13 protein-coding genes are annotated in these 12,086 nt (G+C 60.3%); 9 read left to right on the plus strand and 4 right to left on the minus strand.

Annotation, left to right across the window (positions count from 1 at the left end; genetic code table 11):
* Positions 1 to 10 precede the first annotated feature (10 nt).
* Positions 11 to 646 carry a hypothetical protein gene (locus GSQ82_RS22640; protein ID WP_158794542.1) on the minus strand — a complete coding sequence of 212 codons (636 nt, stop codon included), beginning with the start codon at positions 644 to 646 and terminating at the stop codon, positions 11 to 13.
* 105 nt (positions 647 to 751) lie between these two features.
* On the opposite strand from GSQ82_RS22640, the gene GSQ82_RS22645 reads away from it, so the two are divergent.
* The gene (locus GSQ82_RS22645; RefSeq protein WP_158794543.1) at positions 752 to 1,216 is read left to right on the plus strand and encodes a nuclear transport factor 2 family protein; all 465 of its coding nucleotides are present in this window, start codon (positions 752 to 754) and stop codon (positions 1,214 to 1,216) included.
* Positions 1,217 to 1,336: 120 nt separating this feature from the next.
* On the opposite strand, the gene GSQ82_RS22650 is transcribed toward GSQ82_RS22645, so the two are convergent.
* Positions 1,337 to 1,810: a VOC family protein gene (locus tag GSQ82_RS22650; protein WP_158794544.1), complete on the minus strand. Its 474-nt coding sequence runs from the start codon at positions 1,808 to 1,810 to the stop codon at positions 1,337 to 1,339.
* Positions 1,811 to 1,976: 166 nt separating this feature from the next.
* Here GSQ82_RS22650 and GSQ82_RS22655 point away from each other — a divergent pair, with 166 nt between their 5' ends.
* From GSQ82_RS22655 to GSQ82_RS22685, 7 genes are all read left to right on the plus strand, one after another.
* Entirely contained in the window at positions 1,977 to 2,309 is a 333-nt protein-coding gene (locus GSQ82_RS22655; RefSeq protein ID WP_158794545.1) for a helix-turn-helix transcriptional regulator, read from the plus strand.
* Entirely contained in the window at positions 2,306 to 2,809 is a 504-nt protein-coding gene (locus GSQ82_RS22660; protein ID WP_158794546.1) for an SRPBCC domain-containing protein, read from the plus strand. Before GSQ82_RS22655 ends, GSQ82_RS22660 begins: the two co-directional genes overlap by 4 nt.
* A gap of 227 nt (positions 2,810 to 3,036) precedes the next feature.
* Positions 3,037 to 4,692, plus strand: a complete 1,656-nt coding sequence (locus tag GSQ82_RS22665; RefSeq protein WP_158794547.1) for a hypothetical protein — start codon at positions 3,037 to 3,039, stop codon at positions 4,690 to 4,692.
* Positions 4,693 to 4,832: 140 nt separating this feature from the next.
* Positions 4,833 to 5,168 carry a hypothetical protein gene (locus GSQ82_RS22670; RefSeq protein WP_158794548.1) on the plus strand — a complete coding sequence of 112 codons (336 nt, stop codon included), beginning with the start codon at positions 4,833 to 4,835 and terminating at the stop codon, positions 5,166 to 5,168.
* Positions 5,169 to 5,229: 61 nt separating this feature from the next.
* On the plus strand, positions 5,230 to 6,228 hold the full coding sequence (locus tag GSQ82_RS22675; RefSeq protein WP_158794886.1) for a TIGR00730 family Rossman fold protein: 999 nt from the start codon (positions 5,230 to 5,232) through the stop codon (positions 6,226 to 6,228).
* 208 nt (positions 6,229 to 6,436) lie between these two features.
* The gene (locus GSQ82_RS22680; protein ID WP_158794549.1) at positions 6,437 to 7,108 is read left to right on the plus strand and encodes a DUF6629 family protein; all 672 of its coding nucleotides are present in this window, start codon (positions 6,437 to 6,439) and stop codon (positions 7,106 to 7,108) included.
* Between the two features lie 167 nt (positions 7,109 to 7,275).
* Positions 7,276 to 8,448: a hypothetical protein gene (locus GSQ82_RS22685; protein WP_254061859.1), complete on the plus strand. Its 1,173-nt coding sequence runs from the start codon at positions 7,276 to 7,278 to the stop codon at positions 8,446 to 8,448.
* Positions 8,449 to 8,468: 20 nt separating this feature from the next.
* Here GSQ82_RS22685 and GSQ82_RS22690 read toward each other — a convergent pair whose 3' ends face one another.
* A complete protein-coding gene (locus tag GSQ82_RS22690) occupies positions 8,469 to 9,638 on the minus strand; it encodes an acyltransferase (RefSeq protein WP_158794550.1) in 1,170 nt (389 codons plus the stop codon).
* 159 nt (positions 9,639 to 9,797) lie between these two features.
* Between GSQ82_RS22690 and GSQ82_RS22695 the strand changes: the two genes are divergently transcribed.
* Positions 9,798 to 10,991: a glycosyltransferase gene (locus tag GSQ82_RS22695; protein WP_158794551.1), complete on the plus strand. Its 1,194-nt coding sequence runs from the start codon at positions 9,798 to 9,800 to the stop codon at positions 10,989 to 10,991.
* Between the two features lie 260 nt (positions 10,992 to 11,251).
* On the opposite strand, the gene GSQ82_RS22700 is transcribed toward GSQ82_RS22695, so the two are convergent.
* Positions 11,252 to 12,013, minus strand: coding sequence for a DUF4239 domain-containing protein (locus tag GSQ82_RS22700; RefSeq protein ID WP_158794552.1), 762 nt, complete (start codon positions 12,011 to 12,013; stop codon positions 11,252 to 11,254).
* Positions 12,014 to 12,086 lie beyond the last annotated feature (73 nt).

The following is a 12,086-nucleotide window of genomic DNA, read 5'->3' on the forward strand; positions in this document are numbered from 1 at the left end:
GGCTGTGGGATCAGTTTTCCATGTGGCGTCGCAGGTCGTCGGGGTGGTAGCAGTGGGCGAAGGCGGTTTCGCGGGAGATGCGGCCGGCGCGAAAGAGTTCGACGAGGGACTGCTCCATGGTCATCATGCCGTCGGCGCGGCCGGTCTCGATGCTGGCGCGGAGCTGGTGGTCATCTCCGCGGCGGATGAGATTGCGGGTTGCGCCGGTGGCGACGAGGACTTCGACGGCTGGGTATCGACCGGCCCCGTTGGATGCGGGGAGAAGCTGCTGGGAGATGATGGCGAGGATTGCGAGGGAGAGCTGATGGTGGAAGTTGGCACGGAATCTTCCGATGGAGCCGCGCACGAAACAGAAGTCGAGGCTTCTTTGCTTGTGCAGCTCTTCGAGCTGGGTGGGTGCGAGGAGGGGCAGGAGGATGCCGCGGATGTCGTCGGCTGTGAGGGGTGGGGCGGTGTCGGGGGTGAGGGCTCCGTTGACTCGGAGCATGACGGGGGAACCGGCGACGAGGATGATGTCGGAGGCGGTGGAACGCAGGGCGACTTCGAGGAGTTGATCGAGCGATCGTTTGCCGTTGGACTTTGCGCTGGTGGCGGCGCGGTTGAGCTGGTCGACAAGCTTCGAGAGCTCGCTCTCGTATTCGGGCATATGCGATCGTACCTCGGGGGATTACGTTGTTGGATGGAGCGTACTGGGATGGAGCGGATGCTGTGGTTGGACTGTGGATGGAGGGCGGGCGTTAGAATCGGAGGCATGAAAATCTCTCGTGGATGTGGTTTGGCTTTGTTTGTTGCCGTGGCGGCTGGTGCGTTGACGGCTTCGGTGGAGGCGGTTACACCGGAGGAGCAGGCGGTGCTGGCGTCGGTGCAGGCTATGTTCGACGGGATGGCGAAGCGGGATGCAGCGGCGATCAAAGCGCCGACGCTGCCGGGCGGCGTGATGGTGTTGATGCGGGATGGCAAGCCGACGCAGATGACGTTCGACGCGTTTGCGGAGCGGGTGGGGAAGCCGGGGAGGACGCAGATCGAGGAGCGGATTCATGATCCGCTGGTGAGGATCGATAACGATCTGGCGGTGGTGTGGGCTCCGTTCGAGTTTTTGGTGGATGGGAAGGTGGACCACTGCGGGACGGATCTGTTCAACATGGTTCGGACGGATGGGAAGTGGATGATTGCGAGCGTGGCGGATACGGGGCGGAAGGATTGTTTGGTTAAGTAATACCTCTGTGGGTAAAGATTCTGTCCTGCCGGACGGGCCTCCTGCGCGGAGGGCGATCACTTCGTGATTTTTGTGTTCCCTTTGGGGTGCTGCTCCCGTTGGTCGCTTGAGGATTTGCGGCTAGGAGTTGGCGGCGCGTTCGAGCTCGGCGATGTCGAGTTTTTTCATGGTGAGCATGGCTTTCATCGCGGCGGGATGTTTGACGAGGTCGGCCAGGCGGGCGGGGACGACCTGCCAGGAGAGGCCGAACTTGTCTTTGAGCCAGCCGCACTGGGTTTCGCTGCCGCCGCCGGCTGTGAGCTTGGACCAATAGTCGTCGATCTCCTGCTGGTTGTCGCAGCGGACGACGAGGGAGATGGCCTCGTTGAACTTAAAGTACGGGCCGCCGTTGAGCGCGGTGAACTTCTGACCGTCGAGCTCGAAGGCGATGGTGAGGATGGGCGAGGCTGGGTTGGGGTTGGCGGGGGTGCTGTTGAGGGTGTCGAGGCGGCGGGAGTTTTTGAAGACGCTGATGTAGAAGTTGACGGCCTCTTCAGCGTTGGCGTCGAACCAGAGGAAGGGCGTGATGCGGGGATAGCTTTCCAGAGCGCTCATGTTGGGTGGCTTTCTGCCCGCGACTTTTTTGCTGAGGTCTGTTGGCGGGCTGTGAGATTTGAGGAGATCGTACTGTAGGGACGGGTGGGATGTCATCGCGAGTGAAGAAAAAAACATTTAACCAAATGGTTGACAGCTTTCTTTTTCGGGGTTAGGATTCAACCAAATGGTTAAGTCTTCTGCAGCTCGTCTCGACTCCGTCTTTCACGCACTGGCCGATCCTACGCGGCGTCAGATCCTTCGGGTTCTGGCGACGAGTGAGCGGACGGTGGGTGAGATTGCGAAACCGCACAAGATGTCTCTGGCTGCTGTCTCGAAGCACCTGAAGGTGCTGGAGAGTGCGGAGCTGATTGCGCGGGAGCGGCGTGGAAGTTTTCATATCGTGCGGTTGCAGGCGCGGTCCTTGAAGCAAGCTGAGGAATGGATTGCGTTCTACTCCCGCTTCTGGAACGAACAGATCGACAACCTGGAGAGGTATCTGGAAGGAGATACGGAATGAGCACAGCAACTATGACCGCAGACAAGGCAGTGAAGACAGTGGATCCATTGAAGGTGTTTATCAGCCGTGTGCTTCGCGCTCCGCGACGGAGGGTGTTTGAGGCATGGACGAGGGCGGAGGAGATGCAGCGCTGGCGGGGCCCGGTGGGCTTTACGGTGCTGGATGCGAGCTCGGATGCGAGGCCGGGCGGGGAGCACCGGGTGACGGTTCGCGGGATGCGTCCGCCGCAGAGTGCGGGGGAGGAGGCGCAGGAGGTGACGGGCTCGTCTTGGGGAAGATACCTGGAGGTGGTTCCGGATGAGCTGGTTCGGTTTACGTGGCTGGCGGACTGGGCTCCGGGCGAGGAGAGCGTGGTGACGGTTCGGCTGAAGGATGTGGAGGGTGGCACGCTGATGGAGTTCAGCCATGAGAACTTTGCGACGGCTGAGTCGGCGACGGGCCATAACAATGGTTGGAACAGTGCGTTCACGAAGCTGGTGGAGTTTGTGGAGCGTGATTAGTTCGAAGGATATGGCCTGACGGCCGGTCGCCCTGCGCGGGCGGCGGTCACTTCGTGACTCGTATATCGCTTCGCTTGGGCCTCCCGATGGTCGGTGGAAAGATCTTCCAGGCGACCATCGGGAGCGGCACCCGGAGGGGTATGCAAATCACGAAGTGATCGCTGCCCGCGCAGGGCGACCGGCTGTCAGGCCGTTTGCGCGCTTATCATAGGTGGAACGGGGTACCGATGACGGAAGCGAACGAGCAGGAGAGCCGCCGCTGGTGGCGGAGGCGGTGGGTTTTGGTGACGGTTTCGGTGCTCCTGGGGGTGGCGGTGGTGGGTGCGCTGGCGGTGGCGTGGGGATTGAGGCAGTTGCAGCCGTTGATGCGACGCAAGGTCGTGGAGACGCTGTCGGCGAGGTTTCATAGCCCGGTGGAGCTGGATCGGCTCGAGCTTTCGGTGAGCAAGGGCGTGATTGTGACGGGTGGTGGGTTGAGGATTCTATATCTGGCGGGACCGACGAAGCCGGATGTGCGGCAGAATGCGCCGCCGATGCTGAGTGTGGAGAGCTTCGAGTTTCGGACGGGACTGAGAGAGCTGCTGCGGCCGACGACGCGGGTGGTGGCGGTGAAGGTGAGTGGGGTGAAGGTGAATATTCCTCCGAAGGGAGAGCGCGGGGCGGCGCAGCCGGATGATGAGAAGGCGCGGGGGCAGTCGAAGTTGGGCATTGCGGTGGACAGGATCGAGTGCACGGATGCGCGGGTGACATTGGAGACGAGCAATCCGGCGAAGGAGCCGCTGGTGTTCGAGATTGAGCGGGTGACGCTGACGGATGTGGGCGCGAAGAAGCCGCTGAACTATGAGGCGGTGCTGATGAATCCGAAGCCGGTGGGGCTGGTGGAGTCGACGGGGCGGTTTGGGCCGTGGCAGGGAGATAATCCACGGGATACTCCGCTGGAGGGGACGTACGCGTTTACGAAGGCGGACCTGTCGTCGATTCATGGGATTGCGGGGACGTTGGCTTCGACGGGGAAGTTTGCCGGGACGCTGGGGGAGATCACGGTGGATGGAATCTCGGATACGCCGGATTTTCGTTTGGACATCAGCGACCACCCGATGTTTCTGCATGCGGAGTTTCATGCGGTGGTGGATGGGACGACGGGCAATACGAAGCTGGATCCGGTGGTGGCGCGGCTGGGGCGGTCGGGCTTTACGGCGCGAGGCGAGGTGGTGCGGGTGGATGGGCAGTCGGGACGGGATCTGGATCTGCATGTGGTGATGGATAAGGGCCGGGTGGAGGATGTGCTGTCGCTGGCGTTAAAGGCGAATCCTCCGCTGTTGCGGGGAGGGGTTGGGTTCAAGGCGCATGTGCGGATTCCGCCGGGGCCGGTGAGCGTTTCGCGGAAGATACGGCTGGAGGGGACGTTTACGATCGACGGCGCGGTGCTGAGCGATGCGAAGATGCGGGAGCAGATGGACACTATGAGTATGCGGGCGCAGGGAAAGCCGAGACTGGCGAATGCGGAGGATGCGGAGGCGGTGACGGCGTCGGCGGAGGGGAAGTTTTCGGTGGCGGATGCGGTGGTGAACGTGAGCGAGCTGAGCTACCAGATGCCGGGGGTGCAGGTGAAGATGGAGGGTGAGGTGAAGCTGGTGCCGAGCACGTTCGAGTTTCATGGGGTGGCGCGGACGGAGGCGACGGCGTCGCAGATGACGACGGGATGGAAGAGCCTGCTGGTGAAGCCTTTCGACAATCTGCTAAAGAAGAATGGCGCGGGGGTGGAGCTGCCGATCAAGGTGACGGGGACGGGTTCGACGTATGATCTGCGGCTGGACTTTCCGCACGATAAGCGCGGGCCTGGGGTGAGGGCTCCGGAGGCGGCGCCAACTCCTCAAAAATAAGGAGATGTGTGTGGGTATCCTCCCGTGGTGCCGAAGTTGGAGAGGCTTGGAGAGACAAGGGAGGGTGGCTCTGCTACTGTCAGGATTGAGAGTTTTCGGGGCACCGAGAGCTTTCCGGGATTTTTTTACTACGGAGTTGGATGTCCGGACAGCCACAACTTTTTACGAGTCCCGAACCGGCGATGCAACAGAGGCCGGCGAGTGGGGACGAACGAACCAGAAGGACGGCACCGGTGTGGTTGCAGAGGCTGTCGCTGTTTGTGCTGGTGCTGTTCTGCGTGTATCTGGGCGTGCTGGTGATGGTGCTGCCGTGGTGGGTGCGGATTTGGGACCGGAACGAATTCATCCTGGCGCGGCCGTGGCTGGCGTCGGTGCTGCATAACGGCGCGGTGCGGGGTGTGATCTCGGGGTTGGGGATGATGGATATCTGGATTGGGGTCTCCGAGGCCGTGCATTACCGGGACTATCGTGGCTAAGAACAACTTGGATAAGAACGTCGCTAAGCCGAGTGGGGAGCCGGGCTGGGTGGAGGACATGATGGCGCAACGGACGCAGGAGCCGCATGAGACTCACGAACAGAGTCCGCTGGCGTATGAGAATGCGGAGTTTCTGAGTTCGCCGGATGGGCGGATGCTGCGAATTTTGGCGGAGTATCAGGAACCGATGGCGCGGTTTCGGCGGGAGCGGATTCAGGATACGGTGGTGTTCTTCGGGTCGGCGCGGTTTCGGGCGCTGGATGTGGCGAACTCGGAGCTGGAGCTGCTGGCGAATACGGGTTCGTGCGAGCCGGCGCCGAAGGAAGAGCAGCCGGCGAGTGTGGAAGAGATTGAACGCGGGGAGGCGAGCGGGCAGAAGCTGGAGCTGGCTGAAGCCGCGGTGGAGATGGCGCGGTACTACGAGGATGCGAGGCGGCTGGCGGGGTTGGTGGGGACGTGGGCGAAGACGCTGCCGGGGCGGAGGCATCGGTTTGTGGTGACGTCGGGCGGCGGGCCGGGGATTATGGAGGCGGCCAATCGCGGGGCGTACGAGGCTGGATGCAAGACGATCGGGCTGAATATCAAGCTGCCGTTCGAGCAGCATCCGAATCCGTATATAACACCGGGGCTTAGCTTCGACTTCCACTACTTCTTTATGCGGAAGTACTGGTTTGCGTATCTGGCGAAGGCGCTGGTGGTGTTTCCGGGTGGATTTGGGACGCTGGATGAGATGTTCGAGCTGCTGACTCTGGCGCAGACGAAGAAGCTGGCGAAGGCGATCACGGTGGTGATCTATGGATCGGACTACTGGAAGAATGTGATCAACCTGGAGCTGCTGGCGAAGAAGGGTGCGATCGGCAAGGCTGATCTGGAGCTGTTTCAGTTTGCGGATACGCCGGAGCAGGCGTTCGAGATGCTGAAGGCGGGGTTGACGGAGAATCATCTGGATTCGGAGTACGAGCGGGAGTTGCAGCGGTTGGAGCATGAGGGTGGGGTGCCGGTGGGGCCGGCGCCTAGTGCTCAGGAGACGCTGGGGCCGGATATCGCGAAGACGCGGTAGGGTTTGTTGGGTGTTGTGGTGCGGGGTGATGGCGGGTCTCTGCGGGCGGCTTGCAATGGGAAGGGCAACTGCAACCGCAGATCCCTACGGGATGACAAACAAAAAGACAAACAAAGGGCAGGCAACAGCAGCAACGTCTACAGCAACAGCAGAAGTACTGATAAGAGGGATGATAGGTTTGTCGTAGGAGTTTTGGAGGGTACGACAGGTGTGTTTTTCGGCGGCGGCGAATTTTGTGGGAAGTGGAGTTCTGGGCACGATCGGTGTGTTGACCTTTACGAAGGTGAGGCATCGGCGGGAGCTGTTGTTTGCTTCGCTGCCTACATTGTTTGCGGTTCATCAGTTTATTGAGGGGTTTGTGTGGCTGGGGCTGGATGGGGTGCTGTCTCCGGCGGTGACGCATAACATGGGGGCGGCGTTCATGCTGTATGCGCAGGGATTGCTTCCGTTCCTGATGCCTCTGAGCGTGCTGCTGTTTGAGTCGGATGTGCGGAGCAGGCGGCGGATGCTGCCGTTTGTGGCGATTGGTGCGCTGACGACGCTGTATATCCTTTGGGCGCTGGCGGCGTATCCGACGCAGATCTTTGTGAAGGGCAACAGCATCGTGTACATCAATCCGGCGACGAACTATACGACGGTCGCGATCTTTTATGTGATTGCGACGTGCGGCTCGCTACTGTTCTCGAAGGTGAAAGAGATTGTGATCTTCGGATGGGCGAACCTGGCTATCCTGCTGGTGGTGATGGGGGTGAAGCGGTATGCGTTCACGTCGCTGTGGTGTGCGTATGCGGCGATTGCGAGTGTGATTATTCTGGCTTACTTCTGGAAGAGCAGGAGCTGGCGGCCGTTCGGATATGCGGGGATGTTGTGGAAGGCTTGAGTCGGCGGATGGCCGGTCAGGTTCGCCGGGGCGCTACAACCTTTGGGGAATCATTGTAGATACGGGCTTTAGGGATTTTGAAGCTCCATTGTTGGTGCAGTCACACCGCAGTCATGTTGGATGTCCATACTTCCCTCGTAACGAAGCCTGAATCAAGAGGGTGGCCAATGGGACAGTCGAGCATCTCGTATCTATGGCGCGAACCGGAGGCGGCGAAGGGCTTCACGACGGGCGTGTCGCTGCATAGTCATACGAACCAGTCGAAAGAGACTCTGGATTTTATCTCGGAGCTGTCGAAGGACTGGAGCTTTCTGCAGCCGTTGATGCGGTGGGCGGAGCGGCGGAGCATTCGGCTGACGGGGATTCCGCCGGACTATGCGCGGAGCTACTGGACGCCGCCGTTGACGCCTAGCCTGGCGTTCGACCTGGAGCGCAGGCAGATTGAAGATAAGCTGCAGATCCAGGGGCTGGTGTCGATTACGGACCATGACGATATCAATGCGCCGATGCTGCTGCGGACGGTGCCTTCGTCGCGGCATATTCCGGTGTCGGTGGAGTGGACGGTGCCGTTTGGGGTGACTGCGTTTCACCTGGGGATTCATAATCTGCCGAGTGCGACGGGCGCGGCATGGATGGAGCGGCTGGCGGCGTTTACGGCGTTGCCGGTGGTGACGCGGGAGGCTCGGCTGCTGACGGAGATTCTGGCGGAGCTGGATGAGATTCCGGGAGTGCTGATTATCTTCAACCATCCGCTGTGGGATCTGTACCGGGTGGGTAAAGAGAAGCACGAGGTTCTGGTGAACGAGTTTCTGGCGGTGCATGGGCAGTTTGTGCATGCGCTGGAGCTGAATGGGCTGCGGGACTGGAAGGAAAATCGCGAGACGGCGACGCTGGCGGGGAAGTGGAATCAGCTGGTGATCAGCGGCGGGGATCGGCATGGGGTGGAGCCGAATGCGAATGTGAACCTGACGCGGGCGGAGAGCTTCAGTGAGTTTGTGCATGAGGTGCGGCGGGAACGGGAGAGTCATGTGCTGTTTATGCCGCAGTATGCGGAGCCGTGGAAGCACAGGATTCTGCAGTCGACGCTGGATGCAATTCGGGACTATCCGCACTTTCCGGAGGGGTCGAGGCTGTGGGATGAGCGGGTGTATCACCCGGATGCGACGGGGACGATTCAGCCGATGACGCAGCTTTGGACGACGGGAAAGGCTCCGGCGTTCTTTCGTGCGGTGCTGATGATGGTTCGGATGATGGGCGCGGGGCCGGTGTCGAATGGGCTGCGGATGGCGTGGAACGATAGCGGGGAGATGCAGGCTACGCTGGCGAAGCTGGATGCTTGAGGACTGACCTGCAGTTTTTGCTATCTCGTAACGAGTAAGCGGCGGTCGAGGCGTGCTTCGAGCCTAGCGCTAACAAGTCTGCCAAGGGCAATACCGGGCCGTTCGACTCCGAGATGGCCGACGGTCGCAATGCAGATGAGGACGATACCGCCGACGAGAGCTAAGCTCCAGTGGTTGATCGGTGACGAGAGAGCCAGGTGGCGAAAAAATGCCGGTCGGAATACAGCTGCCAAGGCGAAGCCTTGCAAGAGGTAGATGCCGTAGCTGATGTCGCCAAGTCGGATCGCAGGCCGGGTTGTTAGAAGTCCGAAGACAGTGCATCCAGAGGTGATGAGGTAAAAGCTTGTCCCAAGTAGAACCACTGGACCGAATGTGTAGGGGTTTTGTACCTGGAAGACGATGGCCACCAACGCGAGCACGACGACGGAGCTCAGATTGTTCTGCAACCGCGCGTACCATCCCTTTTCATGCAAGGAGGCGAAGAGCATTCCAGCCAAAAAATGCGAGGCCAATATGATGCTCGGCCGGGATCCGAGCTTTGGCGGATGCAGACTTGTGTAGACGAAGCAAGCTGCCAGGGCGGTGATGACAAGTGGCAGGCAAAGAGATTTCTTTCGGGCGGCCAAGGCGAGAATTGGAAGGCAGAGGTAAAAGATCCATTCGCATCGAATGGACCAGGTTACGCCTGCGATCAGCAGGTACGTGTTGAGGTAGCCGTTAATGTCCGGGCCACTGAAAAGGCCCAGCGAAAGCCATTTCGCGATCCCAACACTTAACTTGGAGACTGGGACATGCAAGGAGAAGCCAGTTCGCACAAAGACATAAAGCAACATCACAGACATTACGGCGAGATAAAGTGGTCCGATGCGAAATACGCGGCCGATATAGAGATTGAGCCAAGCCGGCCTGCCGCGTACCTGCATCAACTTTGACCAAAAGAGATATCCGGTAATCATGAAAAATATTGAGACCGCCAGGGGGCCGAGTGTGTAGTAGAACCTGGTTGGAGGCGACTGCCAATCCCCGGCAAGCAGGAAGCCGTGGTAGACGGCGACATGGTGGAAGTACACGCCAAAGGCGAGAAAGCCTCGGAGGCCATCCATGGTTCTGAGGCGATGTGGTTGCGGGCTCGGAGGAGTGTCCGCCGCGCGGAACAGCGGGGTGGAGATCAGTGCCAGGATTACAGCCATACAAACAAGCGATGGCCAAATCGAGTAGAAGTGCATATACCTCAGTATATCGTTAGCCTGTTACCTAAGTAACGTTGGTTTGTTGCTTTTCGAAAAATCTGTGTCGATAGCTTCTGAAGAGGTTTTTGCTTGAGTTCGAACGAGAGGTAGGCTAGAGCGATGCGTGTGCCGCGTGTGGCTTACTTTCCGGATTCGTTCCATGAGGTGAACGGCGTGGCGCATACGAGCCGCAACTTTGTGGCGTATGCGCAGCGGCATGGGCGGCCGTTTCTGTGTGTGAGGGCGGGGACGCGGGAGATCTCGTACGAACAGGTGGGGGAGCTGGGTACGCTGGAGCTGGAGCGTAGCCGGGGTTCGGTGCGGATGGAGAAGGACCTCGAGTTCGACACGTTGTTCTGGAGGCATGGGGGCGCGATACGGCGGGCGTTGGAGAGGTTTCGGCCGGACGTGATTCACATCACGGGGCCGAGCGAGCTGGGGATGTTTGGGGCGTACTTTGCGTGGGAGATGGGTGTGCCGCTGGCGGCGTCGTGGCATACGAACGTGCATGAGTATGCGGCGAGGCGGATGGGGTGGCTGACGGGGAGGATGTCGGCGGCGGGCGGTGCGGGAGTGGAGGATGCGGTGGAGGGTGGGGTGCTGTGGGCTACGTCGCAGTTTTATAAGTTGGCGAAGGTATTGTTTGCGCCGAACGACGAGCTTTGCAGGATGCTGGAGCGGACGACGGGGAGGCCGTGCTACCTGATGCAGCGGGGGGTGGATACGGAGATGTTTTCGCCTAGTCGCAGGACGCGGGAGGTGAGTGACCGGGCTGTGGTGCTGGGGTATGTGGGGCGGCTTTCGGTGGAGAAGAACGTGTCGCTGCTGGTGCGGGTGGAGCGGGAGCTGGAGGCGATGGGCGTGGGTGAAGTGAGGTTTCTGATTGTGGGGCATGGGAGCGAGGAGGAGGCGCTGAGGCGAGAGCTGAAGGAGGCGGAGTTTGCCGGGGTGCTGCGTGGGTCGGCGCTGGGCGAGGCTTACGCGAATATGGATGTGCTGGTGTTTCCTTCGCATACGGATACGTTTGGCAATGTGGTGCTGGAGGCGCTGGCGAGCGGGGTGCCCGCGGTGGTGACGCAGGATGGAGGGCCGAAGTTTATCGTGCGGGATGGGGAGACGGGATTCGTTACGGGGGATGATGGATTTACAGGGGCGATTGCGGAGCTGGTGAGGGATCGGGTGCGGCTGGAGCGGATGCGCCTGGGGGCGAGGGAGTATGCGCTGGGGTGCGGGTGGGATGCGGTGTTCGACCGGGTGTATGAGGGGTATGGGACAGCGATGCGGCGGACGGGGTTGGGTGTGGAGACGGTCTAGGTGGTCGACCTATAGAAGGATGCGGGTCTGTTCTGGATGTGGTGCGAGATGGGGTGAAAGTATTGGCACGTTGAGCGTATGGCAGGTCCTTCGACTGCGCCTCTCGCGATGAAACTGCTAGAGGCTCCGCTCAGGATGACGCTTTCTATATCAATCCATCACTTACGTTCAGGCTAGATGTCGATACTGCTCTGGAATAAGAATTTTCTATTTAGAACAGCAGTGAAGATGCTTTGGGGAAAGTTGTTTATGTAGTGTTACTACTCTTCGCTCATGTTCTGGCGGGCGCGCTGGAAGGCGTAGTCGCTGACGTGGACTGAGCCCATGAAGGGGCGGTTGATATCGGCGACGGCGAGCAGTGCCAAGGTGATGAGGGTGCAGAAGGCGAAGACCTGAAAGGCGTGGAGCACGACGCTGCCTGAGCCGAACATGCAGGCTGAGCCTACGGTGAGGATGCCGCCGACGATGAGGACGAACCAGAGGACGGTGGGGAGCTGGTAGGTGCTTTGGAGCAGGCGGGTGCGGCGATGTTCGGTGAGGGAGGCGAGTTCGGAGAGGGCGTGGTCTTCGGCGAGGGACTCGGATGCGGTGGCGGTCTTGACGGACATGAGGGTCCTCCACATGTCCTTGTTGATGTTGTGGCTCTCTTCGGGGATCTGGCGGTTGGCCATCTCGGGCCAGTCGTGGTTGATGACGGCGTCGGCGTAGGTGCGGCACTCGGCTTCGAGCTGGACACGCTGCTGCGCGGGCAGGCCCTCGGCGAGGCGGAAGACGTTTCTGAGGGCGTTGGCCTCGAGGTCGGCGTTGAGCTCGGCGGCGCCGTAGTTGGTCCACACGGTGTAGAGCATGAAGCCGAGGATGACGGCGTAGGTGGTGCCGAGGATGCCAAGCTGCCAGCCGATGAGTTCGTTGTGGGCGTGGCGCATCTCCGCGGGCCATGTGCGATTGAGCAGGGTCACGAACAGAAGCGAGGCGGCCACGCAGACGATGAAGATGACGACATTTTGTGCGGTATCAAGCATTGGAAGCTACTCTACGGCATTTCCAAGCTTACGAAAACTTGATTGCGTTAGTCCGTTCAATTCGCGGTGTTGA

The organism is Granulicella sp. L60, from assembly GCF_009765825.1.
Taxonomy (GTDB): domain Bacteria; phylum Acidobacteriota; class Terriglobia; order Terriglobales; family Acidobacteriaceae; genus Edaphobacter.